We start from the raw sequence: 24,475 nt of genomic DNA on the forward strand, positions 1-24,475 counted from the left end.
AAATATTAATCGTAAATACTGTTCCCTAGACAGGTATCTGAAGAGGGAACAGAACCATGAAAAAAACATTTTCTTTTGCGCTTATGCACTTTACCATCGCGTTCGGCGTTGTCTGGTTGATGACGGGAGACATGGTTTTAGGTGGCGCAATTGCTTTAATTGAACCGTTAGCAAATACAGTAGGTTATTATTTCCATGAAAAAATCTGGCAGCGCAACAGCGTTCGTGGAGAAAGTGCGTTATCTGGATAAAGAGGGGCGGGCAAGTGTCCCGCTCGCTTTAATGCTGGTTATCTTCTTTCAGATGCGCGGCTACCTTGCCGGCATTGTGTCGCTGACATTTTCGGAAGACCGTACCCGTCTGCTTAACCTTTTTTACAGTAATACCGAGCAGTTTGGGTTGATGTTGCTGGTCGGTTTACCCTCGTTAATTGTCTTATTGAGCTCGACCTTCGCAGCAGAAGATGATCGTAACCTGGGCAATCGAATGATGGTGATTGCGCAGCCATTGCTGTTATTCTCGCTGTTTCTCGATGCATTCCTGATCTTCTGGCTGTTTATTGAACATCAGGGGCACTTTTCGTTTGGCCGCGCTGCCATTGTGATGGGCTGGTTTATTACCTTATGGTATTTAGTTAAGTCGCGTCACTGGCGCTTCTACCGCAACCACCTGGCTACGCGTGAAGCGCCTGAAAAAGACGAAAGTGACGATAGTTAATTAGTTAAGATGCTTGGCGTGAAAACGCAGCTGCGCTTCGATAAAACTAGCGATAAAGTAGTAGCTGTGATCATAGCCTTCATGCAAATGCACCTCGCCATCACCGTTAGCTGCCGTGATGGCCGATTTTAAAGCCTCGGGTTTTAACTGCTCTTCTAAGAAGCCATCAGCTAAGCCCTGATCAACGCGAATCGGTAATGACTGACCCTTAGCGTTGATAATTTCTACCGCATCGTAAGGTTTCCAGCTGTCTTTATCATCACCCAAATAGTTCGAAAAGGCTTTGTGCCCCCACGGACAATCGGTCGGGTTTGTGATCGGTGAAAACGCCGAAATACTGGTGTAACGTTCAGGGTTGCGGAGGCCAATGACCAACGCACCATGGCCGCCCATCGAGTGACCGGCAATAGCGCGTTGCGCGGTTAGCGGTAATTCCTGCTCGACCAGGGCGGGTAACTCGTCAACGATGTAATCATACATGTGATAGTGAGTTGACCAGGGGCTTTGCGTTGCATTCAGGTAAAAACCGGCGCCTTTACCAAAATCGTAGGCACCTTCGGGATCATCGGGAACATCGTCACCGCGCGGGCTGGTATCGGGTATTACTAGTGCCAGACCTAATTCATTTGCTACGCGCTGTGCGCCTGCTTTAGTAGAAAAGTTTTCATCGGTGCAGGTCAGCCCGGACAAAAAATAGACCGCAGGTACTGATTGCTTTGCTGCCGCCTGGGGTAGAAAAACACTGAACTGCATAGTGCAGTTCAGTACTTTTGAGTCGTGTTCGTAACGCAGTTGGCGACCGCCAAAACTGCGAACTTCACTTATCTTTTTCATGTTCGGCTCCGTTGTTAGCGGATTAATAATGAATCACGGAACGTATCGATTTACCTTCGTGCATCAACTCAAATGCCTTATTGATGTCCTCTAATGGCATGGTATGCGTGATAAAGGTATCCAGGTCGAACTTACCGTCCATGTATTGTTTTACGTAGTCCGGCAGTTCGGTACGGCCTTTAACGCCACCAAAGGCACTGCCACGCCATACACGTCCGGTTACCAGCTGGAACGGTCGAGTGCTGATTTCTTCGCCGGCACCGGCGACACCGATGATAACGGATTCGCCCCAGCCCTTATGGCAACACTCGAGTGCAGCACGCATAACATCAACATTACCGATGCATTCAAATGAGAAGTCGACACCGCCGTCGGTCATATCGACAATGACTTCCTGGATGGGCTTGTCGTGTTTGCTCGGGTTAACAAAATCAGTGGCGCCCAATTCTTTAGCGATTTCGAATTTATCTTCGTTAACGTCCACCGCAATAATGCGTGACGCCTTGGCTTGTACGGCACCAATGATGACCGCCAGACCAATACCGCCGAGTCCAAATACCGCAACGGTATCGCCTTCGTTTACTTTAGCGGTGTTTTTAACCGCGCCCATGCCTGTGGTCACGCCACAACCCAGCAAACAGACTTTTTCAAGCGGCGCTTCTTTAGGAATTTTTGCCAAAGAAATCTCCGGCAGCACCGTGTATTCAGAGAAGGTCGAGGTGCCCATGTAATGATAAATTGTTTCACCGTCTTTAGAGAAGCGGCTGGTACCATCAGGCATCAAGCCTTTGCCTTGAGTTGCACGAACCGCTTGGCATAAATTGGTTTTACCCGATGTGCAGAATTTACACTCACCACATTCGGCGGTGTAGAGTGGGATCACGTGATCGCCAACCTGCAGCGAGGTGACCCCTTCACCGACCGCTTCGACAATACCACCGCCTTCATGACCCAGCACCGACGGGAAGATACCTTCGGGATCTTTACCGGACAGTGTGTAAGCATCGGTATGGCAAACACCGGTAGCCACGATACGTACGCGCACCTCACCTTTTTTAGGTGGTGCGACATCAATAGTTTCTTCTTTTAAAGGTTCGCCTGGACCCCAGGCTACCATTGCGCGAGACTTAATCGTTTCCATGATGACTCCGTTTGTTTAATCAATAATGTCTAGTACGTGTAATGATAGCGAAAGTTTAACTTTTTCTCATTTAAAGGTAATCTGGGTTTATACAAATTACTTTTGCATTAATGAAATAATCAAGAGGGACAATGAAAGAGTGGCAGGGGATCAGTGAATTTGTCGCGACGGCAGAAACTAATAGCTTTTCTGCTGCAGCTGAGCGGCTGGATATGTCGGTGGCACAAGTCAGTCGTAATGTCGCAGCATTAGAGAGCCGATTAAAAATGCAGCTGCTGTACCGTTCAACCCGCAGTGTCAGTTTAACCGGAGAGGGGAAATTGTATTTACCCCATTGCCAGCATCTAGTTGCGTCACTGCGCGAAGCTAACCAGCTCATTCAGCAACGCAATGAACAACCACAGGGTCTGATTCGGGTAACCGCACCGGTGTACTATGGCGAGCAAATTATCGCGCCGTTAGTTAATCAATTTTTACAACGCTACGATGACCTGCGCCTGGATCTTAATTTAACTAACGACACCTTAGATTTGATCGAGGGCAGTTATGATTTAGCAATACGGCTGGGGCATTTGGGTAACCCGCGTTTGCGTGCGCGTAGACTGGGCAGCCGGCGCCATTATATCGTTGGTTCGCCACACTATTTTAAACGCTATGGCCAGCCGCAAACTATTGATGATCTAGCACAACACCGCTGCTTTACCGGAACGGTGCGGCAGTGGCGCTTTCAACAACAGGGCAAAACTCAGTCGCTGGTACCGGAAAGTTTTATTCATTGTAATAATGGCCTGGCATTACGAGATGCCGCAATCAGAGGCCTGGGGCTGGCGATGTTACCGGATTACTATGTTAGCGAAGCGCTTGCCAAGGGCGAGCTTGAAGAAGTGCTGGCAGCTTATCGACAGGACGATGACGGAATTTGGGCGCTATATCCGGAAAGCCGGCAGCAAATACCAAAGGTCAGGGTATTGTTAGATTTTTTAATTGAAAAACTGCGATAAAAAAAGAAATGGTGGTTGCTACTGGGCTCGAACCAGTGACCCTCGCCTTGTAAGGGCGATGCTCTCCCAACTGAGCTAAGCAACCACTCAAAGGTTACAACGAAGGGGATAGAAGAGAGTGGTGGTTGCTACTGGGCTCGAACCAGTGACCCTCGCCTTGTAAGGGCGATGCTCTCCCAACTGAGCTAAGCAACCATTCTCACTGTGACACTTCTGCGTCGTTGCGAGGTGGCATTATAGGGCGATGAATCAAACTGTCAAACAAAAAATTGAAAGTTTTGTTTAACTGCTGAGAAAATAACCGCTTTTGCTAATTTCTGTACGTTGTTGCGGTTGTAGCAGATGCGAAAAGGCGGAGTTCTTGCTACACTTCGCGCCAATAACGGACATCGCGTCCGGCCTATCTGAATGAATTCATTGTAAAGGAACAAAGCATGAGTGTGGTAACGCGTTTCGCACCCAGTCCTACTGGGTATTTGCATGTTGGTGGTGCTCGGACTGCCCTGTATTCGTGGTTAGTGGCTAAAGCGCAGGGCGGCGAATTTGTGCTGCGTATTGAAGACACCGACCGTGAACGCTCAACCCAGCCTGCAATCGACGCCATCTTAGAGGGCATGCAGTGGTTAGGTTTAAACTGGGATAAAGGACCGTTTTACCAAACCCAGCGCTTTGACCGCTACCAACAGCTTATCGACAAATTGTTGGACGAAGACAAAGCGTATAAATGCTATTGCTCTGCTGAGCGCCTGGAAAAAATGCGTGAAGAGCAAATGGCAGCCGGGCAAAAGCCGCGCTACGACGGCCATTGTCGCGACAATCCCAATGTGGGCGGCGACAAATACGTGATTCGTTTCCGTAATCCACAAGAGGGTAGTGTGGTATTTGATGATCACATCCGCGGGCGTATCGAATTTTCTAACCAGGAATTGGATGATTTGATTATTGCCCGGACTGACGGCACGCCTACCTACAACTTCTGCGTGGTTGTTGATGACTGGGACATGGAAATCACCCACGTTGTGCGCGGTGAAGACCATATCAATAATACCCCGCGTCAAATCAATATATTAAAAGCGTTGGGTGCCCCGGTACCGCAATATGCACACGTGTCGATGATTCTGGGTGACGACGGCAAGAAATTGTCAAAACGTCATGGTGCTGTCAGTGTCATGCAATATCGCGATGATGGCTATGTGCCGGAAGCGGTTATTAACTACTTAGCCCGTCTGGGTTGGTCGCACGGTGATCAGGAAATCTTTAGTGTTGATGAACTGGTTAAGTACTTTAAGCTGGATGACGTTAACAAAGCGGCATCAGCATTTAATACCGAAAAGTTAAACTGGCTGAACCAGCACTACATGAAAACACTGCCTGCAGCGCAGGTAGCACCGCAATTGCAATGGCAGTTTGATCAGCTGGATGTGGATACCAGCACGGGACCGGCGTTAGAAAAAATCGTTGAGTTACAGGCAGACCGCGTAAAAACTCTGAAAGAAATGGCAGATATCAGCCGTTATTTCTTTGCACCAGTGACTGAATTTGAAGAAAAAGCCGCGAAAAAACATTTACGCCCGGTAGCTAAAGAGCCATTGCAGAAGGCTAAAGAGTTGTTGAGTGCAGTCACTGACTGGAACGCTGAGAATATTCAAGCTGCGATTAATCAAACAGCTGACGTGCTGGAAGTGGGCATGGGCAAAGTAGGTATGCCATTGCGAGTAGCTGCAACCGGCGGAGGTAACTCTCCTTCGTTAGACGTGACACTGGAATTAATACCCCAACAGAGTGTCTTGCAGCGTATCGACCTTGCTTTAGAATTTATCGCTGAACGAGAAGCGAATAGCTAGGTTACTGGCTTAACCGAGGTCCCATGCCAACAATTAAACATTTGATCGACAATAACCGGGAGTGGGCGCGCCAGCAAACCGAGCGCGACCCGGAGTTTTTTCATCGGTTAGTGGGTCAACAGTCGCCGGAATATTTATGGATTGGTTGTTCTGACAGCCGCGTGCCGGCAAATCAGATTGTCGGGATGGACCCCGGTGAATTGTTTGTACACCGCAATGTCGCAAACCAGGTGATACAAACCGACTTCAATTGCTTATCGGTTATCCAATACGCCATTGAAGCACTAAAGGTTAAACACGTACTGGTGGTCGGGCATTATGGTTGCGGAGGTGTAAAAGCAGCGGTTGAATCACAGCCCCACGGTTTGGTCGACCATTGGTTGTATCCAATCCGTGACGTTTACCGTGAACACGCGACAGAGCTGGAGCAGCTCGACGAGCCTACACGTATCGACCGCTTGTGCGAATTAAATGTTATCGAGCAGGTCAAAAATCTGGCAAAGACTAATGTGGTCCAGGAAGCCTGGGACCGCGGCGAAGAGTTGCATATTCATGGTTGGGTCTATCGGCTGGACAATGGTCTGGTTAACGATATGAACGTGTCGGTTTCCAGCCGGGAAGGACTGGAGCAGGTCTATCATGTGTATCACCAGAATCTGCCGAAACGCGCCCGCTGAGTCAGTTGAACGTTAATTGTGCAGATTGCGACAAAATTCACCAAACGGATGAATTTTTTCAAAAAACAGTTGACACATTAACGCTGCTCGCAATAGAATGCGCCCCGCTGTCAGGGCAGTTTTACTGCTTCGGTAGAGGGGCTATAGCTCAGCTGGGAGAGCGCTTGCATGGCATGCAAGAGGTCAGCGGTTCGATCCCGCTTAGCTCCACCAAAACTACCAACAGCGTTTGTGAATGAACTGCGTCCCCTTCGTCTAGAGGCCTAGGACACCGCCCTTTCACGGCGGTAACAGGGGTTCGAATCCCCTAGGGGACGCCACTTCAATCACAGCGATGCAACACGATATTGCGTCCCCTTCGTCTAGAGGCCTAGGACACTGCCCTTTCACGGCAGTAACAGGGGTTCGAATCCCCTAGGGGACGCCAAATCGTAACGCATCAAACCACAGTCCGGGTCCCCTTCGTCTAGAGGCCTAGGACACTGCCCTTTCACGGCAGTAACAGGGGTTCGAATCCCCTAGGGGACGCCATACTGCACAAACCGCCATTTAGGCGGTTTTTTTGTACCCAAAATCCGTAGCTCGCGCCCTGGCGCGAGGGTGGGGATAGCTTAACCAACAAGACGGCATAGCTGCACTTTGGAACGGACGAGCTTTATCAGGCTTTACGTCCTCGTTTTCAAAGGGACGCTGCAAGTACATCCCTGTACGCTTGTTTCCGGCCATCCATGGCCTCCAACACCCTTTGAAAACGAGAACGCAAATCCTGACGCTCGCCCATCCCAAAGGGCCGCTATTCTGTGTCTTGTTGGTTAAGCTACCCCAAAAAGTTATCGTATTACGGATTTGTGGTAGCGGATTAAATGGCGTTATTAACAGAAATAGCAAAGCAATGGGATGGTTAATTGCGTGGTAGGTACCGAGGGGCGGTAGCCAGAAATGTTGGAGGCCATGGATGGCCGGAAACAAGCCACACGGACGTGCTTGGAGCGGTTTCTGGCTACCGCCCCTCGGTTGCCTGCCAAAAGCAATTAGCCATTCCACTGCTTTCTCTGAGTTTGCAACACAACGTCATTTAATTCGCTGCCCCCCCCTCGCGCCGGAGGCGCGAGCTACTGTGCGCGTTGCAGTAGGTCGACTAGGTGCGGTTCGAGGAAGTCGGCGATTTTGGGTTGTGCTTCGGCGGTGGGGTGGATGCCGTCATTCTGCACGTAGTCGGTGCTTTCTTCGATTAGGGGTTGCATGAAAAACGGGATCAGTGGAACGTTCTTCTGTTCAGCGACTTCTTTATACAGGCTGGTGAACTGTTCGGCAAAACGTTGGCCATAGTTGGGTGGCACCATAACTTGGCTTAATGCCACTTTAACGCCCTCAGCCTGGGCTTTATCGATCATTTGTTCCAAATTGCTGCGTACTGTGCTGAGGTTAAAACCGCGCAGGCCATCGTTGCCGCCGAGTTCAATGAATAATGCATCAGGGTTATGGCGTTCGAGAACGCCTTCTAGGCGACGTAAACCGCCAGTGGTGGTTTCACCGCTAATACTAGCGTTGATTATGGCATATTGCGGGTATGTCTGCTGCCAGCGGCGGTCAAGTTCGGCTACCCAGGTTTGTTGGCTGGACAGGCCGTAGCCGGCACTTAAGCTATCGCCTAAAACAACAAGTGAAACATTTGCTGAAACCGTACGTATAGACAGTAACAGAACGACTACAAGACTTAATTTCAAAAGGAAGTATTTCATCATATGCTCATTCAAGCCCAACAACTGGAAAAAATCGTCGAGACCTCAGAAGGTCCATTGCAAATTCTGCAACCTATTAACGTAGCAATCAATGCGGGTGAGACCGTCGCCATAGTTGGCGCGTCAGGCTCGGGTAAATCCACATTATTGTCGTTACTTGCCGGATTGGACCTTGCGACGTCTGGTGAAGTTCTTATAGATAACGAAAAACTTAGCGAATTGGATGAGGAGCAGCGGGCAAAAGTCCGTGCCGATAAGGTTGGCTTTATCTTTCAACAGTTTTTATTGGTACCCAGTTTAAGCGCCCTGGAGAACGTTATGTTGCCGGCGGAGCTTGCCGGACATAAAGGCGCCGAAAAGGAAGCGCGTGAACTACTAGCCAAAGTGGGTCTGGAAGATCGCTGGCATCACTATCCCAATCAATTATCCGGCGGTGAACAACAGCGTGTGGCGATTGCCCGAGCCTTTGTTGGCCAGCCAAAGATTTTATTTGCTGATGAACCGACCGGTAATCTGGACACCCATACCGGTGATAAGGTTGAGCAGTTGTTGTTTGACCTGAATAAGGACTACGGCACTACCTTGATCATGGTCACGCACGATAATCAGTTGGCAGAGAAGTGCCAGCGTGTGCTGCGGATGGAAGCTGGTGAGCTGGCGGAGGCAACGCGCGATGTGGCATAAAATTTCGTTTCGGTTATTAAAGCAGGAGCTGAAACGGGGTGAACTGACCATCATGGCGCTGGCCATCATCCTGTCGGTAACAGCGGTTTTGTCATTGTCGTTATTCAGCGAACGTCTGCAGTCGGGATTGCTGGAACGCAGTAGTGAGTTCTTAGCGGCCGATCGGGTCTTGAGTTCACGTCGGGACATTAATCAGGACTGGCTTGAAGAGGCTCAGTCGCGCGATATAAAAACGGCCTGGCGGGTGGTTTTTAACTCCATGGCATTTGCTAACGATAAGTTGCAGTTAATTGACGTAAAAGCGGTATCCGATGGCTATCCGTTGCGCGGTGAATTGCGTATTGCTGATACGCCGTTTGTCGAAGGTGAGGTCGCCAAGGGGTTGCCTGCCGCAGGGGAGGCGTGGGTTGCATCTTCATTATTTCAGGCATTACAAATCGATTTGGGCGACTCGATTGAGGTCGGTAACAGTGCCTTTAAGGTGACTAAGGTTGTTACTTATGAGCCCGATGTCGGCTTTTCGGTGTTTACTGACAGCCCTAATGTAATTATTCCGTATTCTCAATTAGAGCAGACGGGGCTAATCCAGCCCGGCAGTCGTGTACGCTACAACGTTCTCATGGCAGGCTCGCAAGATGCGCTGGCGGACTACGAGCAATGGTTACTGCCGCAGTTGAATGATGATACACACAGCTGGCGCAGTATCGAGGACGGTGATAGTCCGTTAGCGCGTTCGTTAAACCGTGCCGAGCGCTTTATGATGCTGGCCAGTCTGTTAGGTGTGGTGCTGGCTGCGACGGCTGTTGCGGTTGCTGCGCAGCGTTATTGTCAGCGTAACTACGACGTCGTGGCTATTTTCAAAACCTTAGGTGCGAGTCGCCAGCAGATCCGCCGTATTTTTATCCTGCACTTGTTGCTGTTAACGGCATTGAGCGTTGGTATCGGTATGATCCTGGGCTGGTTGATCCAGTCATTTGTAATCGACTGGGTAGCGCAACAACTGGATGCGGAGTTACCGGCGGCGACAGTTAAACCGTACTTACTGGCGGCGGCAACGGGGATTATTAGTGCGGTGATGTTCACTCTTTATCCATTGTTCCGGTTGGTTGCGATCCCGCCGCTGCGGGTACTCCACCGCCAGTTGGTAGGGGCGCAAGCAGTACGTTGGCTGCAATGGATATTAAGTGGCGGTACCATTTACGGCTTACTGGTGCTTTATTCTCAGCAATGGTGGTTATCGACGGCCTTGTTTGCCGGGGGTGTATTTGCGGCAGTGTTACTCCTCGGTATCGGGCGCTTGTTAATTAATGCCAGTCGCAAAGCGGGTATGCAGGCAGGTAGCGCCTGGCGTTTGGCAATGGCAGGATTACAACGCCGTGCAGCGGCCAATAGTGTGCAAATGTTGGCATTCTCCACGGCTATTATGTTGTTGCTATTGGTTATCGTACTACGCAACGATTTGCTTGCCGACTGGCAACGGCAGCTGCCGGAAGATGCGCCGAATTATTTTGCGCTTAATATTGCGCAGGAAAAAGTACCTGACCTACAGGCAATGTTTGAGCGCGAGAATATCGAAGCGACAGACCAGTACCCGATTGTGCCGGGGCGTGTTACCTATCACAACGGTGAACGCTTGTTAGCCGAAGTCACCAAAGAAGATCGTGATGACGAAGAGCGCGAAGAGGGGCGTGAAGGCTTTGGCCGTGAGCTTTCGATGACCTGGCGCGATACTGTGCCCCCAAACAATGAGATTGTTGAGGGCAGCTGGTGGGGTGATAACGCAGAACCGCAAGTATCTGTCGAGTTGAATGCGGCGGAGCGATTAGATATTCAGGTTGGCGATGAACTGACCTTTAATATCGGTGGCGAAGAGTTTACCGTGCCGGTGACCAGTTTGCGTGAGGCCGACTGGAGTACCTTGCAGCCGAATTTTTATATGGTGTTTAACACCAATACATTGCAGGACTTTCCGGCAACCTATATCACGAGCTTCCATTTGGACGACGATCGCAAAGACGAACTTTACCAGTTGTTCCGGCCCTTCCCAGAGGCGTCTTTAATCGATCTCGATGCCATCATTGATCAAATTCGTGAGGTTATTTCGCAGGTCAGCCTGGCTATCCTATTTGTCCTGGTGTTAGTGATTGTCGCCGGTGCGCTGGTGTTAATTGCCCAAGTACAGGCCAGCATGGAAGAGCGTCAGAAAGAGCTTGTGATTCTGCGCACACTCGGTGCGCCGGGTAAGCTTTTAAGTCGCAGTATTACCTATGAGTTCCTGGTACTTGGGGGAATTAGCGGTTTGATTGCGACCATCGCCATGGATATTTCGTTGCTGATATTGCAGACCCAGGCTTTCAATATGGATGCCACCTGGCATTGGCGGTTATGGCTTGTCGGGCCGTTAACCGGCGCTATTGTCGTGGGTGTACTGGGTCGTCTGTCGTGCTCGCGGTTAATCCGTCGAAACACCGCACAATTAATTCGTAAACTGGCGTAGCTCGCGTATTTTGCGCGAGTCTTTTGCCGTTAATGAGGAGGTCACCATGAACATATTGTTAACCGGTGGAACTGGCTTAATCGGCTCGTATTTTATTAAAAAATACAGCAGCCAGCACACGGTCACGGTGACTTCGCGTGCACCGGACAAAGCGCGTCGTCAGTTAGGCGGCGCGGTGACTGTGGTCAAATCGGTGGATGAGATTAATAATATCAGCGCCTTTGACGCGGTGATTAATTTGCAGGGTGCGGGTATTGCCGATAAACGCTGGAGTGCCCAGCGAAAACAAAGGTTGCAGAACAGTCGTTGGCAGGTTACCGAGAAACTCGCAGAGATGATCGCGGCCGCTGACAAAAAGCCGCTTTTTGTCAGTGGCTCTGCCATTGGTTATTACGGGCCGCGCGATGCCGAACCGGTAAACGAAGAGGGGACACCTAAGCAGCGTGATTTTGCGGTTGAACTTTGCCAACAATGGGAGCAAAAAGCACTGGCGGTGAGCGAACAAACTCGTGTCGTGGTATTGCGAACCGGCGTTGTGTTGTCAGCACAAGGCGGCGCCTTGGCTAAAATGATATTGCCCTACAAAATGGGCTTAGGCGGGCCGTTGGGTAACGGCACACAAATGATGTCGTGGATTCATATCGACGATATGGTTCGTGCCATCGAGTACATCCTGCAGCATGATACCATTCAGGGACCGGTTAATATGACGGCACCCGGGCCGGTGACGAATAAGGCATTCAGTCGCACATTAGCGTCGGTGCTTAAGCGGCCGCATATTTTTAAGGTACCAGCAGTGGTATTGAAAACGGCGATGGGGGAAATGTCGTCTATGTTACTGGAGGGCCAGGCTGTGGTGCCGGATAAACTCCGCAACCACGGCTTTGAATTTAACTACCCGACTATCAGAGCTGCGTTAAAAGACGTTACCTAGTCAGCTTACCAGCCTATTATACGTTGCCATTGCTCATGGCTGTCGTCGCTTTTAAGTATGTGGTAAACGGGGTGCATGGCGGCCGTGGCACAGGCATGGTTAGGCAAAATGCGTAGCTGTTTACCGATGGCAAAATCATCGACGGCATAGTCTTGTGGCAGTTCAATAACGCCGTGTTCCTGTGAAGTACCGGTCAGCGTTAAACCGTTAATAACAGTCCCGTCCAGCCGACAGACTTGTCCGTAGTTGTAGTCGACAGCTTGATTTGCTGTGCCCCGGTCACGGGACACAGCCATCCAGCCGCTGTCGGTAAGCAACCAGTGTTTTTCTTTATTGTACCCAATAACGGTGGTCACCACCGACATCGCAATATCATCCATTGTGCATACTCCGATATTTTTCATCACCAGGTCGAAGGTGGTGAAAACACCTGCCCGCACTTCACTGATGTCATTAAAGTCGGTACCAAAATGCGCAGTCGGTGTAGAACCGACACTGGTGATAGAGCAATCTATGCCGGCTTCTGCCAGGCGCTGTCTGGCCTGTCGGATGGCGTCACACTCTTGTTGTGCAAACGCCTGCAAAGCAGCGGGCGTGTTACAACCATAAGACCCGCCTGCATGGGTCATTAAGCCGCTAAAATGGCTGCCGAGTTGTGCAGCAATAGTTACAAGCTGTGATGCATCAGGCTTTATGCCACCACGATGATCGTCGCTGTCGATTTCGATTAGCACAGAAAAGTCCTGCTGATGTAGCTCGGCGAAATTCACCACTGCGGTAGCCTGTTCGGGGGTATCTAACAGAATATGTAAACTGATGCCCCGCTGGCGTAATTGAGCTACCCGGGCAAGCTTTGCAGGAGCAATACCCACGGCGTAAAGTAAGTCGGTATAACCGGCGTTAGCATAAGCTTCTGCCTCGGCTAATGTGGAAACGGTTGCCGGCGCACTTTTTCCAGGCAACAGGTAATCCGCTGCTTCGAGCGTACGCAAAGTTTTTAAATGCGGCCGCAACTGACTTCCTTGTGCTTTTATGTGAGATTGTAGCCGGTCGATATTGCGTTTTAGTTTTGCCTCGTCAATTAACAAATAGGGCGTGTCGAGTTGAGCCAGCCAGGCGGGTATCTGCGTCATTGCGGTTCCTTTACGGTTTGAGTAGTTCTGCGTAGCGCGTTAGATCGACATTACCACCGCTGATAATGATGCCGACGCGCTTGCCCGCCAATTCAGGTTTGATTTTTTCGGCAGCCGCCAGGCTTAAACAGCCGGTCGGCTCAACCACTAGTTTCATCCGTTCGGCATAAAAGCGCATGGCGTCAACCAACTCGTTATCCGTTGCCGTTAAAATATCGTCAACATTGTCGCGTATAATGGGGAAGGTATATTGCCCTAAATATTGAGTCTGAGCGCCGTCAGCGATCGTTTTTGGCGTATCGATACGAACAATTTCGCCGCGTCGGAACGATTGTTGTCCGTCATTACCGGCTTCGGGTTCGACGCCGTATACCTTGCAAGCCGCGTTATGGTGGCGAGCGGCCAGCGCACAGCCTGACAGCAAACCGCCACCGCCGAGACAAACCAACAAGGCATCGAGTTGACCTGCCTGCTCAAATAACTCATCGGCCGCGGTGCCCTGACCGGCTAACACATGGGGGTGGTCGTATGGCGGAATGAGTGTATAACCTTCCTTTTCCGCCAATTCGCGACCAATTTGTTCACGGTCCTCGGTATAGCGATCATAACGGATAACAGCCGCGCCATAGCCTTGTGTGGCCTCTACTTTGGCCTGAGGCGCGTCTTCCGGCATGATGATGGTCGCTTTAATAGCTAACTGCTTTGCTGCCAGCGCAATGGCCTGGGCATGGTTACCGGACGAGAACGCCAGTACTCCAGCTGCTTTTTGCGCGTCAGAAAATTGCAACAGTGCGTTCATGGCACCGCGAAATTTAAATGCTCCCATGCGCTGGAAGTTTTCGCACTTAAAAAATAGTTCAGCGCCTAAGCTTTCATCGGCGGTTCGTGAGGTCATTACGGGCGTACGTCGAATATAAGGTTCGATACGCGCAGCAGCCGCTTGAACGTCCTTATAGGTGGGTAAAGTCAGGCTCATTGAAATCTCTGATAAGGTTTTACCAACAATGTGCCCATACTAACAGCTGAACCTTGGTTTTAGCCACAATCAGCAAGGCCAAACCAACACCAGAGGAAAGCAATGCCGCCATTGCGGGCTGCTTCCTTGTCGATGTCAGAGCTCCGCTGATGATCTCTCTGGTCATTCTGTTGCTGATTCTCAAGCGTTCGTTTGCCTGCTGTGGCGGCACTGTCACCGAAGGAGTTAGACGAGCAGGCGGTTAAGGTTATGGCGAAAAATACAGCGCTGGTTAATTTAATACAGCTGCGCATACAAAGACTTCCTTGTTGTTAAGTTATTGCAGAGTAATACACTGTAGAGAGACATAAAAGATAAAGGTTCAATTCATCACATGAATAATTGGTTATTGCCTATTATCGGACCACTGCTGTTATATCAGCGGCGCCGCGTGCGCAGCCAAACGCTGCGTTTACCTGAACCTAAAGGGGGTCGCTATGGTGAAGCAGGCGATAAGTCCAAGCCGTTGCGGCGGGTTTTAATCGTGGGTGACTCTGCTGCTGTCGGGGTGGGTTGTGACACGCTTGAAGAGTCCGTTGCCGGTCAGTTCGTGGCGATGCTTAGCGATCGGTTTTATGTAGAATGGCAGTTGATAGGACAGTCATCACTGACCTGTGGCGGAATTCTTAGTTTACTACGTGCAACCCAGCTCAAACTGGATGGCGTTGATACCGTATTAATTTCGGCCGGCGTTAACGATGTGACTAAAGGTACTAGCCCGACAGACTGGCATGCTGCGATAATCCGACTGACCGGCTATTTGCAGCAACACTGCCATGCGCGACAGGTTATCTACACCGGACTGCCGCTGATGCATCAATTTCCTGCGTTGCCGCAACCCTTGCGCTGGTACATTGGAGGCAGGGCTCAGCAGCTGAACGACAGCCTTAAAACACATTGCGCTGCGCACAACGGCGTAGCGTATCTGCCACTGAATCTACCTTTTTCACCAGAACTCATGGCCAGAGATGGATTTCACCCTTCAGCACAAGCCGCCAGGCTTTGGGCAGAGCAAGCTGTCGTGGTTATGAATCAGTCTGGTGCTAACTTCTAAAGGTAGTCACAAATGTTTACAATTATCGGCAGTAATTTTGTTGCAGCTGTACTAGCCTGAACGATGGATTTTACTGACAGGGAAAATCAGTATGTATGTTTTCAACATTGACGCGCTAAAACAGCAATTGCGCGAACAGCAGTTTAATCAGGCCCATGCGCTCTTTTATTTATTGGGTTTGACGCTATTGTGGTACTTACCCATTGGTTGGATCGGCAATGGTGATAACGGTTGGGATTATGCGTCGTTTTGGGCGTCGTTAGCCATTATTATTGGCGGTACCGTTATAGCTTATCGGGCTAACGGCGGGGCGCAGGGCACGCAGTTTCTGGAACGTTTTTTAGCACTGTCGTGGGTCGTTTTTTGGCGGGTGATACCGGTGTTTTTTATCCTGGGGTTGGTCGTTGTTATTTTGCGAACCATTGCTTACGGTGAGGGTCATTACCAGTTAACCGTATTTGGTTTTGTATTCTCAGTGGTTGCTGAAGTGTTTTATTACCAGCGAATTTATTCACATATGAAGCACCTTAATTCGCAACAATCGCACGGATATTACGCTCATGCTTAAACGTTGGCTGCCCCTGGCATTGTGTCTACTCGCTGCTGGCGGTTTTTATTTTGCAGGCATGGCGAGTGGCGCGCTCGGGTTTGTAATTACCGGGGCTGTGTTTGAACTCGCTTTCTGGTTTGGTTTGTTCAAAAAATCTCGGCAACCCTAAAGCGTCGACGCCTCGTTTGTTGCTTAAATGTTGATTTTGCCTTAACATTCATTCAAGCGACAATGAGGTGACTGACGCCATGACTAAACGCACGAAATTACTGATTATCATAGCATCGTGCGCTTATGCTATTGCCTGGTATCTGGTCACGCAATACGCTGCCCAGGCGTACGTTAATTCGCGTTTTGATGCCCAAAAAGAACAAGCCCGCCAACAGGTGTCACTGGCCAAATCAACTTTCGAAGCGATCATATTTAAAGATATTTATCTGGCTGACAGTCTCGCTACCGTGGTTAATATCGAACCACAGTTCGCTATTGATAACTGGGAGTCGATCTCGGCTAAACTCATGGCGCAGTCTACGCACGTTCGCAATGTAGCCATGGCGCCTGACGATACTATTCAATTTATCTACCCGTTAGCCGGTAATGAGAGGGCTCTGGGCTTCGAGTATCAAAGTCGGCCGGAACAATTTGCCTCGGTAATGACCGCTAAACGTACCGGCAGCCTGGTTATTGACGGCTTGCTCACTCGTTGGGGGCAACCACCACGTTTTGCCGTGGTTAACGTGGATTTAAACCGCTTTAAAAAAGTTAATGACGACTTAGGTCATGACGCCGGTGACGAACTGCTGAAACATATTGCCAACCACATGTTGTCGCGTGTTCGCGCAACTGATTTTGTAGCTCGCATTGGCGGTGATGAATTCATTATTGTGCTGGGCCGTGTTCGCGACGAAGCAGCAATTAAACGCTTTGTCGAAAAGCTCAAAATTGATATCGAACGGACACCACTTGAATACCACGGCGAGTTAATTTATCCGTCGTTGAGCATTGGTTACTCGATCGCCGATGGTAATAAGACGCGGGAGGCGCTCCTATCGGAGGCAGACCGTGATATGTATGCAATGAAATTAGCGCAACGAACGGAATTATCATAGTATTGCGCTATGCAGTGTACCCTTTGTTCTGAGCATTCCGAGTTTTATTGCGCAGATCGCAAACGCAGCTATTATCGCTGTCTGACTTGCGATTTGGTGTTTGCTGATCCTGATTCGCTAATTGCTGAAACGGACGAAAAAGCCATTTACGATTTTCACGAAAATGACCCGTATGATGAGCGTTATCGTCAATTTTTATCGCAACTTTCTGAACCCTTGTTAACAAAGCTTAAAAAAGGCATGCGCGGCTTAGACTTTGGCTGTGGTCCCGGGCCAACATTAAATCTGATGCTGGAGGAGCAGGGCATGCAGGTGGAGCTGTATGACTTGTATTATTATCCCGATAAGGCAAAACTACAGCAGCGTTACGACTTTGTGACCGCGAGCGAAGTCGTCGAGCACTTTGCTCACCCCGCGCGCAGTTGGCAACAGCTGTTTAGTCTGATAAAGCCAGCGAGCTGGTTAGCTGTGATGACATCCCTTAACGAGCTTAAAACGACGGCCTCGTTTAAAAACTGGAATTATAAAAACGATCCAACTCATGTCAGTTTTTATTCCCGGCAAACAATAAATTGGCTGGCGGAACGCTATCAAGCCGATTACGAAATCGTTAATGGAAGAGTGATGCTATTTCGTTGTTAGGGTTTGAGCTCCTGCATCGGCAGCAGTGCGGCGTCCGATAGTTAAACCCTGCTGATAGCCTGCCTCTAGCCGTTCCAGATCACGAGTAAAACGACCCACGTTAAAATCATCAGGCGGTGCGATGACGCGCAACTGGCAATCATCAGGCGGGTTGCGAATAAACTCAAGCGCATCGTTATAGGCCTGATTGCGCTTGATAATGGCTTCTTGTAACTGTGGATACTCTTTGAATAACGTGCGCACCAGGACGCTGTTATTGCTGACTTTCTTTTTGTAGCCCAACGGACGGGATAACACCACCGTCATATCGCGTGCGCCCATCTGGTAAGCTTTTATAACCGGAATGGAATCCCCAATGCCGCCATCCGCCATCGGCTCGTCGCCAACCAGCGGAAAGTCCCGGTACGCCAGCGGAATAGCACAGGATGCCGGAAACACTTCATGCATGTTATCGCGGGTCATGCGGATGTAGTGAGGCTTACCGGTTAAAATACTGGTGGTGACAACGTAAAAAGGCACCTGATGGTGTTCGTAGTAATCGAGATCCAGCCAGACGTCATCAAACGATTGCCGCCATAACCAGTCGACGTCACAAAAATGGCCACCCCGCAGCCAACGCACCATATCGATAAAACGATCGCTGGTGGCAAACTCAGTAATGATTTTATGGCTACGACCACTTTGTCCACAGAGGTAGCCAATGCCATTGGTTGAGCCCGCAGATACGCCAATGACGAAATCAAACGGGTTATAATGCTGCGCGATAAAGCCATCGAGCACACCTGCGGTAAAAATACCGCGCATGGCGCCGCCTTCTAAAATCAGTGCTGTTTGCGCCATGCGTTACTCCTTACCGTAAGATGAGTAGTGGTGTTTTGCTCGCTTCGATCATAGCGGTTGTGGTGCTACCGACTAAAAACTGACGAATTTTGGAGTGACCGTAAGCACCCATTACCATCATGCCAATATCGTTTTTATCCTGATACTGATGCAACGCCGGTTCGACGTCGCCTGCTACAATGGCGGTTTCAACTTGATGACCACCTTGCTGCAGCGCATCGCGTGCCCAGTCTAAGGTTGCTTTATTGGTGTCGGACTCGGCTCCCACCATCACAACGTGTACCGGTAACCCGCTGAATACAGGACTTTTAGCCAGCAGTTCGATGCCTTTTTTAGTCGACGCGCTGCCGTCATAGGCCAACATGACAGACTGGGGCGCAGCAAAAGTATCAGGTGTCAGCAGAATGGGTTTGTGCACACGGCGCAATACGGTTTCAAGCTGACTACCAATATGTGAACCATCACCATGATCTTCACCGTGAGTGCCCATTACCAGTAAGCGTGTTTCGTGCTCTAACGCTAACAGCGACTCAACTAATTCGCCATGGCGCTGGCGCATCGCCACGTCAGTCACCGGGCTTTTTTCCAGTACTTGACGCTTGGCTTCGTCAAGTAACTGATGGCCGTGCTCTAACAATAGTTTGCCTTTCTTAGCATCCAGTTCTGCTAGCTCCTCCAGCAATTTTTCCCGGCTGCCAAGACCAATATTACCGGTCATGTCTTGCCGGGCACTGGCGTGCCCTTCTTCGATAACGTGTAATAACGTCAGCGGCGCGGTTAAGCGTGACGAAGCCCAGGCTGCCGACTCAACGACCGCTGCCATAGCACTCGAACCATCGATACATGCAATTACGTTACTCATAGTGTTCTCCTTGTTTCGAGTGCTAATGGCCGCCGTCAAGAATATCTTCGGCGTTGGCTTTATTATGTACACCAAAGCGATCAACAATGGTGGCACTAGCTTCATTTAAACCAATGACTTCGACTTCTGCACCTTCGCGGCGGAATTTAACCACCACCCGATCCAGCGCATCAACGGCAGTAATATCCCAGAAGTGGGCATGGGTTAAATCAATCACTACGTTATCAACGGCTTCTTTTAAGTCAAATGAAGCAATGAACTTTTCTGAGGAGCTAAAGAACACCTGCCCGATAACGTCGTAACGGCGCGTGGTGCCATCGTTATCAATGGTTGAGCGCACGTGCATGTAATGACCGACTTTGTTGGCAAAGAACAGCGCAGCCAGCAATACCCCGACAGCAACGCCAATAGCCAGGTTGTGTGTGGCGACGACTACGACCACGGTGGTGACCATAACGATGTTAGTAGAGAGCGGATGTTTTTTCAGATCGCGAATCGATCCCCAACTGAAGGTACCAATGGATACCATAATCATCACCGCAACCAGCGCCGCCATTGGAATGATCTTAAGCCACTGGTCCAGCACTAAAATCATAATGAGCAAGAACACGCCGGCGGTCAGCGTTGACAGGCGACCACGGCCACCGGATTTAACGTTAATAATCGACTGACCAATCATCGCACAACCGGCCATACCGCCGAACAGTCCGGCGCCAATATTGGCGATACCCTGACCACGGCACTCTTTGTTGCGATCGCTGCTGGTATCGGTTAGGTCATCGACGATGGTTGCGGTCATCATGGATTCAAGCAAACCAACCACGGTTAGACCAATGGAGTAGGGTAAAATAATCCACAGTGTTTCTAAGTTGAGCGGCACGTCCGGCCACAAGAATACCGGTAATGTATCCGGCAATTGACCCATATCGCCGACCGTGCGGATGTCCAGACCCAGTGCAACGGCAACAATGGTTAAGGTAACGATACAGACCAGCGGTGAAGGTACGGCTTTGCCGATTACCGGAAGGTATGGGAAGCCATAAATAATGCCAAGCCCTGCCGCAGTCATGGCATATACATGCCAGGTTACGTTGGTTAATTCGGGTAACTGTGCCATAAAAATCAGAATCGCCAGCGCATTAACAAAGCCGGTAACAACCGAGCGCGAGACAAAACGCATGAGCTCACCCAACTTAAGGTAGCCGGCGACGATTTGCAGCACACCGGTTAACAAGGTGGCCGCTAGCAGATACTCCAGTCCGTGTTCCCGGACCAGGGTAACCATTAACAACGCCATGGCGCCGGTTGCAGCACTAATCATGCCCGGTCGACCACCCACAATAGCGATAATTACGGCAATACAAAACGAGGCATACAGACCAACTTTAGGGTCAACGCCGGCGATAATAGAAAACGCGATAGCTTCCGGGATCAGGGCCAGTGCAACCACAATCCCTGATAGGAGGTCATTTTTGGTGTTAAAGAACCAATGCTCTTTTAAATACTTAAACATAGATAGACGGATTCCAGCTCGATTAAAAATCAGAAAGTAAACTAGTCAGGTTTTTTGCGCGTAGCACTGAGCCACGCAATCAAATGCATGAGACCATTTTGCGAGGCGAAAAGGAGAGGGCGCCTAGGGTGGCGTAATCAAATTGTTATTAGCAATTTGCTGGCTCATGATTGATGCGTCTTTAGTTGGTAAACCGTTACTGGCTAAAACAAACCAGAAAAGGTGTAAAAATCGAAATTCGCGCGGATAATACAGCGATACGGCTCAAAAGTAAAACTTTGGCTATTTTTTAAGCACTGTTAAAACGTCTTGAGCCACTCGCTTATCGGGCTGGGTTTGTGAAAGTAAAAACCTTGCAGTTGGTCAACGCCGCTATCGCGCAGGTAATCCGCCTGACGCTTTTCTTCGACGCCCTCGGCAACGATAGACAAACGCATATGACGAGCCATCAGGATCATTGAATCCAGCAAGTTGCGGTCGCGATGACTTTCAAACGCATTCTGTACAAATTCTCGATCAATTTTAAGCTCGGTTACCGGTAACAGCTGCAAGCGGCGTAAATTGGAATAACCGGTACCAAAGTCATCAATAGAAAAGTTGACGCCTAACTGGTTAAGCTGCTTCATAACACCGGTTACCGCCTCGTGATCATGCAGTAGCAGGTTTTCGGTAATTTCGATAAACAATAAATGTGTGGGTGCATCAGCATCGCGCAAGGTATCAACGACCGTGGCAACGAAGTCCTCGTGCAAAAATTGTTTAGGGCTGACGTTGACTGCAATCGGCAACCCGGTTGTATTTATCACGTCAGCGGCCTGCTTTAACATCCACGCCCCGATAGGGACAATTAAGCCCAGCCGCTCGGCAACCGGAATAAACTCATCGGGTCGAATCAGGTTATCGTTATGACGCCAGCGAATTAATGCTTCGGCCCCGGCAACGTTATAGCAGTGGTCAACTTTGGACTGTAACCAGCACTCAAAGCCGGTAGCTTTGCCGGCCTCGATATTTTCCAGCTCGTGCCGCAGTGCGCTCTCTATCTGATAATCTTGCTGAATCGACGAGATCATTTTATTGCGGTAGGGTTGCAGCTGGTCACGGCCGTTAGCTCGCGCCGTTTCCAGCTCTGATTCAGCATTCAGCAGCGCGTCACTGGCGCTTTTGTTTTGCTCGACAAAGGCGACGCCAATACTTGCGGTTAGATGAATACGGGTACCATTGCGCAGTTGCATAGGCGCTCTTATTGCCGCTAATAGATTCTGCATTCGTTCCAGGCTGCCCTCTGGAGTACAGGGTGGTTGCCGACAGGCAATAATAAAGCGATCACCCAGATCTTTAGCAACGATGGCGTCACTCAACACGCCTTTTTTAATTCTTGAAGCTACCTGCTGAAGAGCCTCGTCACCGGCTGACTCACCAAACACGGTATTAATGCGCCGAAAATAGTCAATGTTCAGGTAGGCTATTGTCGCATCGGCCTCTGCCAGCCAGTGTTCGAGCTGATCCAGTAAGCGCACACGATTAGGCAGGCCGGTAAGGCGGTCAAAGTAGGATAAAAACTCAATGTGCTCGGCGGTCTGTTTTTGCTCGGTAATATCACGAACCATGCCAATGAAACGTTTGCCATCGGGCGTATCGGTTTCTGAAACCGCGAGGTCGATAGGAAACACCGAGCCGTTTTTGCGCTTAGCCTGCACTTCCCGGCCGATACCAATGATTTTTCGTTTGCCGGTGCTCAGGTAATTATCCAGGTAACCGTCGTGTTCCCGGGCATAAGGTTCAGGCATTAATACTTTAACGTTTCTGCCAATAACTTCGTTGGCGGTATAGCCAAATATGCGTTCTGCCGGTCGACTGAAGGCCTGAATAATGCCGCGCTCGTCAATGGTGATGACGCCGTCCAGCAGATTATCGAGAATCGCGTTTAACGCATCAGTGCGCTGTTTGAGTTGGTCGACGCTCTCGTGATTGGCGGTAACATCCTGAACTGAACCAAATAAATAGGGTTTACCGTCATCGGTCTTATAGATGGCGCCACAAGTTCTAACCCATTTGGGCTGGCCTTGTTGGGTAATAATTTTTGCTTCCAGTTGCCAGGGCACAAACGACGTCATTGCCCGCGTAATAGCATCTGCAACGCTGGTTCGGTGCGGTTCCGGATAGTAATTAATGGCCTCTTCGAGCGTAACCGGTTGATTAATATCGCGCTCGAACAACTCGTAAGTTTGTTCGCTCCATTGCAATTGATTGGAGGTTAAATCCAGACACCAGGAGCCACTGTCGGTCAGTACTTCGGTTTGTTTCAGTAATTGTTCGGCGGTAACCGGCCAGGTACGACTGTTGTTCATTAATGTTTGCTACTAAAACGTTGAATGAGTTTATAGAGTTCATCCGTTGTTGACTGCGACCGCTCGCTGGATATAGATGTTTCGTTGGCGTTTTCGCTGGCGGTACGTGAACTGTCGGCAATATCAGTCACCTGCTGATTAATATGTTCGGCGACATTGCTTTGCTCCTCAACCGCCGATGACATTTGAATCGTCATGTCGTTGATAGAAGCAACCGCCTGGCGAATTTCTTCCAACGCGCTCTCGGTTTTGCCAACCATTTGCACGCCTTGCTGCGCGGCTTGTTCGCCTTGTTGCGAAACTTGTACGGCATTTTGCGCTTTTTGCATCAAATTTTCGATGATTTTATGAATGCTATCCGTTGAGTCCCGAGTGCGAGTTGCCAGTGTCCGAACTTCGTCGGCAACCACACTAAAGCCGCGGCCATGCTCGCCTGCACGGGCGGCCTCGATGGCAGCGTTAAGGGCCAACAAATTCGTCTGTTCAGCAATTGCGGTAATCAGGTCAGCGGCCTTGCCAATTTCATCGGTCGACACAGACAGCTCTTCGACGGTTTCGGCAATGGTAGCCACCGACTCGTTGAGTTGGTTAATGGCTTGTAAGGCTTGTGCAGCGACTTCCACGCCGGTGTCGACGTTACGTGCTGCGGACTCGGATTTTTCGGCATTGTTTTCAACACTATCGGCTACTTCCTGGATAGAAGTGGACATTTCGTTGATCGCAGAAGCCACGTCCTGCGTCTTACTGTTCTGTTCTTCTATCAAGGTGTTACTGGCGTTCGCCTGCTCGCGGGTGGCACGCACTATTGAGTCAAGCGTTGCAACCGAGTCCTCGACCCGGGTAATCGCGGTACGGGAACGGGCCGCTTCACTCAAAATCATCATTTCGAGCTGCGCCTTAGCGCCGCCATCTTTGGAATAGGTATAGGCAACGACTTTATTATTGGTAAAGGCATCAGGACGCAGTTCAATTAGTTCTTTAAATGATGCTTCATGATGCCAGCAGGTACTGACGCAAATAACTAAACCGGTAATAAGCAGCGTTAATGCAGCCGGCCAACCGGCGATAAAAAATGCCGCCAGCATGCCAAGCAGCGCAGGCAGCCATATCGGCATTAATTGTTTTGCATAGTATTGTGCAAACTGCAGTGCAGAAAACGGCGCATGGCCGTTGCGCAAACGCTGATAGACGCGATCGGCGCGTTGCTTTTGAGCTTCGGTCGGCAACACACGAACAGACTCATAACCACAGATGGCACTGCCTTCAAAAATAGGCGTGACATAGGCACTAACCCAATAAAAATCACCATTATTGCGACGATTTTTAACCAGTCCCATC

23 protein-coding genes and 6 tRNA genes are annotated in these 24,475 nt (G+C 49.9%); 16 read left to right on the forward strand and 13 right to left on the reverse strand.

All coding sequences use genetic code 11. The features are described from left to right. Nucleotides 1-56 precede the first annotated feature (56 nt). Together KZ771_RS01845 and KZ771_RS01850 are read left to right on the forward strand one after the other, a co-directional pair. Entirely contained in the window at nt 57-251 is a 195-nt protein-coding gene (locus KZ771_RS01845; protein ID WP_133540073.1) for a DUF2061 domain-containing protein, read from the forward strand. Then, nucleotides 196-717 carry a DUF2919 family protein gene (locus KZ771_RS01850; RefSeq protein ID WP_290654190.1) on the forward strand — a complete coding sequence of 174 codons (522 nt, stop codon included), beginning with the start codon at nt 196-198 and terminating at the stop codon, nt 715-717. The genes KZ771_RS01845 and KZ771_RS01850 overlap by 56 nt, the downstream gene beginning before the upstream one ends. Here the strand turns inward: KZ771_RS01850 and fghA are convergent, their stop codons facing one another. Together fghA and KZ771_RS01860 are read right to left on the reverse strand one after the other, a co-directional pair. After that, a complete protein-coding gene (fghA, locus tag KZ771_RS01855) occupies nt 718-1,551 on the reverse strand; it encodes an S-formylglutathione hydrolase (RefSeq protein WP_290654191.1) in 834 nt (277 codons plus the stop codon). 22 nt (nt 1,552-1,573) lie between these two features. Next, entirely contained in the window at nt 1,574-2,692 is a 1,119-nt protein-coding gene (locus KZ771_RS01860) for an S-(hydroxymethyl)glutathione dehydrogenase/class III alcohol dehydrogenase (protein ID WP_290654192.1), read from the reverse strand. Nucleotides 2,693-2,823: 131 nt separating this feature from the next. Between KZ771_RS01860 and KZ771_RS01865 the strand changes: the two genes are divergently transcribed. Then, nucleotides 2,824-3,693, forward strand: coding sequence for a LysR family transcriptional regulator (locus KZ771_RS01865; protein WP_290654193.1), 870 nt, complete (start codon nt 2,824-2,826; stop codon nt 3,691-3,693). Nucleotides 3,694-3,702: 9 nt separating this feature from the next. On the opposite strand, the gene KZ771_RS01870 is transcribed toward KZ771_RS01865, so the two are convergent. Both KZ771_RS01870 and KZ771_RS01875 read right to left on the reverse strand, forming a co-directional pair. Continuing rightward, nucleotides 3,703-3,778: transfer RNA gene (locus tag KZ771_RS01870), tRNA-Val, on the reverse strand. A 34-nt stretch (nt 3,779-3,812) separates the two neighbouring features. After that, nucleotides 3,813-3,888, reverse strand: a tRNA-Val gene (locus KZ771_RS01875). A gap of 239 nt (nt 3,889-4,127) precedes the next feature. Here KZ771_RS01875 and gltX point away from each other — a divergent pair. The 6 genes from gltX (at nt 4,128) to KZ771_RS01905 (ending at nt 6,745) form a co-directional block, all read left to right on the forward strand. After that, on the forward strand, nt 4,128-5,537 hold the full coding sequence (gene gltX / locus KZ771_RS01880) for a glutamate--tRNA ligase (protein WP_133540078.1): 1,410 nt from the start codon (nt 4,128-4,130) through the stop codon (nt 5,535-5,537). A gap of 23 nt (nt 5,538-5,560) precedes the next feature. Further along, nucleotides 5,561-6,214 carry a carbonate dehydratase gene (can, locus tag KZ771_RS01885; RefSeq protein ID WP_133540079.1) on the forward strand — a complete coding sequence of 218 codons (654 nt, stop codon included), beginning with the start codon at nt 5,561-5,563 and terminating at the stop codon, nt 6,212-6,214. A 137-nt stretch (nt 6,215-6,351) separates the two neighbouring features. Beyond that, a tRNA-Ala gene (locus KZ771_RS01890) sits at nt 6,352-6,427 on the forward strand. 31 nt (nt 6,428-6,458) lie between these two features. Continuing rightward, nucleotides 6,459-6,534: transfer RNA gene (locus tag KZ771_RS01895), tRNA-Glu, on the forward strand. A gap of 31 nt (nt 6,535-6,565) precedes the next feature. Continuing rightward, nucleotides 6,566-6,641, forward strand: a tRNA-Glu gene (locus KZ771_RS01900). Between the two features lie 28 nt (nt 6,642-6,669). Then, nucleotides 6,670-6,745 (forward strand) — tRNA-Glu (locus KZ771_RS01905). Nucleotides 6,746-7,326: 581 nt separating this feature from the next. On the opposite strand, the gene KZ771_RS01910 is transcribed toward KZ771_RS01905, so the two are convergent. Then, the gene (locus tag KZ771_RS01910; RefSeq protein ID WP_290654194.1) at nt 7,327-7,956 is read right to left on the reverse strand and encodes an arylesterase; all 630 of its coding nucleotides are present in this window, start codon (nt 7,954-7,956) and stop codon (nt 7,327-7,329) included. Nucleotides 7,957-7,959: 3 nt separating this feature from the next. On the opposite strand from KZ771_RS01910, the gene KZ771_RS01915 reads away from it, so the two are divergent. The 3 genes from KZ771_RS01915 to KZ771_RS01925 are packed head-to-tail and all read left to right on the forward strand — an operon-like array spanning nt 7,960 to nt 12,071. Continuing rightward, complete coding sequence (locus KZ771_RS01915) at nt 7,960-8,640, forward strand: ABC transporter ATP-binding protein (protein WP_133540081.1); 681 nt, start codon at nt 7,960-7,962, stop codon at nt 8,638-8,640. Beyond that, nucleotides 8,630-11,137: an FtsX-like permease family protein gene (locus KZ771_RS01920; RefSeq protein ID WP_290654195.1), complete on the forward strand. Its 2,508-nt coding sequence runs from the start codon at nt 8,630-8,632 to the stop codon at nt 11,135-11,137. Before KZ771_RS01915 ends, KZ771_RS01920 begins: the two co-directional genes overlap by 11 nt. A gap of 46 nt (nt 11,138-11,183) precedes the next feature. Beyond that, entirely contained in the window at nt 11,184-12,071 is an 888-nt protein-coding gene (locus KZ771_RS01925; RefSeq protein WP_290654196.1) for a TIGR01777 family oxidoreductase, read from the forward strand. Between the two features lie 5 nt (nt 12,072-12,076). On the opposite strand, the gene KZ771_RS01930 is transcribed toward KZ771_RS01925, so the two are convergent. Genes KZ771_RS01930 through KZ771_RS01940 form a run of 3 tightly spaced genes read right to left on the reverse strand, consistent with a single transcriptional unit; the run spans nt 12,077 to nt 14,473 of the window. Next, nucleotides 12,077-13,204, reverse strand: coding sequence for a DSD1 family PLP-dependent enzyme (locus KZ771_RS01930; protein ID WP_290654197.1), 1,128 nt, complete (start codon nt 13,202-13,204; stop codon nt 12,077-12,079). A 10-nt stretch (nt 13,205-13,214) separates the two neighbouring features. Further along, nucleotides 13,215-14,180, reverse strand: coding sequence for a threo-3-hydroxy-L-aspartate ammonia-lyase (locus KZ771_RS01935; RefSeq protein ID WP_290654198.1), 966 nt, complete (start codon nt 14,178-14,180; stop codon nt 13,215-13,217). 59 nt (nt 14,181-14,239) lie between these two features. After that, nucleotides 14,240-14,473 (reverse strand): hypothetical protein, encoded by a 234-nt coding sequence (locus tag KZ771_RS01940; RefSeq protein ID WP_290571445.1) that lies wholly within the window; start codon nt 14,471-14,473, stop codon nt 14,240-14,242. Nucleotides 14,474-14,553: 80 nt separating this feature from the next. Between KZ771_RS01940 and KZ771_RS01945 the strand changes: the two genes are divergently transcribed. The 4 genes from KZ771_RS01945 (at nt 14,554) to KZ771_RS01960 (ending at nt 17,574) form a co-directional block, all read left to right on the forward strand. Then, a complete protein-coding gene (locus tag KZ771_RS01945) occupies nt 14,554-15,273 on the forward strand; it encodes an SGNH/GDSL hydrolase family protein (RefSeq protein WP_290654199.1) in 720 nt (239 codons plus the stop codon). 91 nt (nt 15,274-15,364) lie between these two features. Beyond that, nucleotides 15,365-15,841 (forward strand): hypothetical protein, encoded by a 477-nt coding sequence (locus KZ771_RS01950; protein ID WP_133540088.1) that lies wholly within the window; start codon nt 15,365-15,367, stop codon nt 15,839-15,841. A gap of 230 nt (nt 15,842-16,071) precedes the next feature. Then, nucleotides 16,072-16,932, forward strand: coding sequence for a diguanylate cyclase (locus KZ771_RS01955; RefSeq protein ID WP_290654200.1), 861 nt, complete (start codon nt 16,072-16,074; stop codon nt 16,930-16,932). Nucleotides 16,933-16,941: 9 nt separating this feature from the next. Continuing rightward, complete coding sequence (locus KZ771_RS01960) at nt 16,942-17,574, forward strand: class I SAM-dependent methyltransferase (protein WP_290654201.1); 633 nt, start codon at nt 16,942-16,944, stop codon at nt 17,572-17,574. On the opposite strand, the gene KZ771_RS01965 is transcribed toward KZ771_RS01960, so the two are convergent. The 5 genes from KZ771_RS01965 to KZ771_RS01985 all read right to left on the reverse strand — a co-directional run bounded on the left by KZ771_RS01965 (nt 17,560) and on the right by KZ771_RS01985 (nt 24,474). Continuing rightward, nucleotides 17,560-18,414 carry a patatin family protein gene (locus KZ771_RS01965; protein WP_290654202.1) on the reverse strand — a complete coding sequence of 285 codons (855 nt, stop codon included), beginning with the start codon at nt 18,412-18,414 and terminating at the stop codon, nt 17,560-17,562. The two genes, KZ771_RS01960 and KZ771_RS01965, sit on opposite strands and share 15 nt — an antisense overlap. Before the next feature lie 10 nt (nt 18,415-18,424). Next, on the reverse strand, nt 18,425-19,276 hold the full coding sequence (locus KZ771_RS01970; RefSeq protein ID WP_290654203.1) for a universal stress protein: 852 nt from the start codon (nt 19,274-19,276) through the stop codon (nt 18,425-18,427). 22 nt (nt 19,277-19,298) lie between these two features. Further along, entirely contained in the window at nt 19,299-20,789 is a 1,491-nt protein-coding gene (locus tag KZ771_RS01975) for a SulP family inorganic anion transporter (RefSeq protein ID WP_290571464.1), read from the reverse strand. Nucleotides 20,790-21,088: 299 nt separating this feature from the next. Then, entirely contained in the window at nt 21,089-23,137 is a 2,049-nt protein-coding gene (locus KZ771_RS01980; protein ID WP_290654204.1) for an EAL domain-containing protein, read from the reverse strand. Continuing rightward, complete coding sequence (locus tag KZ771_RS01985) at nt 23,137-24,474, reverse strand: methyl-accepting chemotaxis protein (protein WP_290654205.1); 1,338 nt, start codon at nt 24,472-24,474, stop codon at nt 23,137-23,139. The genes KZ771_RS01980 and KZ771_RS01985 overlap by 1 nt, the downstream gene beginning before the upstream one ends. Nucleotide 24,475: the final 1 nt, after the last annotated feature.

Origin of the sequence: Idiomarina sp. (assembly GCF_019431395.1) — a bacterium.
Lineage (GTDB): Bacteria > Pseudomonadota > Gammaproteobacteria > Enterobacterales > Alteromonadaceae > Idiomarina.

Coding starts and splice junctions, on each gene's coding strand:
- KZ771_RS01845 (WP_133540073.1), top strand. CDS start 57: ATGAAAAAAACATTTTCTTTTGCGCTTATGCACTTTACCATCGCGTTC.
- KZ771_RS01850 (WP_290654190.1), top strand. CDS start 196: ATGAAAAAATCTGGCAGCGCAACAGCGTTCGTGGAGAAAGTGCGTTAT.
- fghA (WP_290654191.1), bottom strand. CDS start 1,551: ATGAAAAAGATAAGTGAAGTTCGCAGTTTTGGCGGTCGCCAACTGCGT.
- KZ771_RS01860 (WP_290654192.1), bottom strand. CDS start 2,692: ATGGAAACGATTAAGTCTCGCGCAATGGTAGCCTGGGGTCCAGGCGAA.
- KZ771_RS01865 (WP_290654193.1), top strand. CDS start 2,824: ATGAAAGAGTGGCAGGGGATCAGTGAATTTGTCGCGACGGCAGAAACT.
- gltX (WP_133540078.1), top strand. CDS start 4,128: ATGAGTGTGGTAACGCGTTTCGCACCCAGTCCTACTGGGTATTTGCAT.
- can (WP_133540079.1), top strand. CDS start 5,561: ATGCCAACAATTAAACATTTGATCGACAATAACCGGGAGTGGGCGCGC.
- KZ771_RS01910 (WP_290654194.1), bottom strand. CDS start 7,956: ATGAAATACTTCCTTTTGAAATTAAGTCTTGTAGTCGTTCTGTTACTG.
- KZ771_RS01915 (WP_133540081.1), top strand. CDS start 7,960: ATGCTCATTCAAGCCCAACAACTGGAAAAAATCGTCGAGACCTCAGAA.
- KZ771_RS01920 (WP_290654195.1), top strand. CDS start 8,630: ATGTGGCATAAAATTTCGTTTCGGTTATTAAAGCAGGAGCTGAAACGG.
- KZ771_RS01925 (WP_290654196.1), top strand. CDS start 11,184: ATGAACATATTGTTAACCGGTGGAACTGGCTTAATCGGCTCGTATTTT.
- KZ771_RS01930 (WP_290654197.1), bottom strand. CDS start 13,204: ATGACGCAGATACCCGCCTGGCTGGCTCAACTCGACACGCCCTATTTG.
- KZ771_RS01935 (WP_290654198.1), bottom strand. CDS start 14,180: ATGAGCCTGACTTTACCCACCTATAAGGACGTTCAAGCGGCTGCTGCG.
- KZ771_RS01940 (WP_290571445.1), bottom strand. CDS start 14,473: ATGCGCAGCTGTATTAAATTAACCAGCGCTGTATTTTTCGCCATAACC.
- KZ771_RS01945 (WP_290654199.1), top strand. CDS start 14,554: ATGAATAATTGGTTATTGCCTATTATCGGACCACTGCTGTTATATCAG.
- KZ771_RS01950 (WP_133540088.1), top strand. CDS start 15,365: ATGTATGTTTTCAACATTGACGCGCTAAAACAGCAATTGCGCGAACAG.
- KZ771_RS01955 (WP_290654200.1), top strand. CDS start 16,072: ATGACTAAACGCACGAAATTACTGATTATCATAGCATCGTGCGCTTAT.
- KZ771_RS01960 (WP_290654201.1), top strand. CDS start 16,942: ATGCAGTGTACCCTTTGTTCTGAGCATTCCGAGTTTTATTGCGCAGAT.
- KZ771_RS01965 (WP_290654202.1), bottom strand. CDS start 18,414: ATGGCGCAAACAGCACTGATTTTAGAAGGCGGCGCCATGCGCGGTATT.
- KZ771_RS01970 (WP_290654203.1), bottom strand. CDS start 19,276: ATGAGTAACGTAATTGCATGTATCGATGGTTCGAGTGCTATGGCAGCG.
- KZ771_RS01975 (WP_290571464.1), bottom strand. CDS start 20,789: ATGTTTAAGTATTTAAAAGAGCATTGGTTCTTTAACACCAAAAATGAC.
- KZ771_RS01980 (WP_290654204.1), bottom strand. CDS start 23,137: ATGAACAACAGTCGTACCTGGCCGGTTACCGCCGAACAATTACTGAAA.
- KZ771_RS01985 (WP_290654205.1), bottom strand. CDS start 24,474: ATGGGACTGGTTAAAAATCGTCGCAATAATGGTGATTTTTATTGGGTT.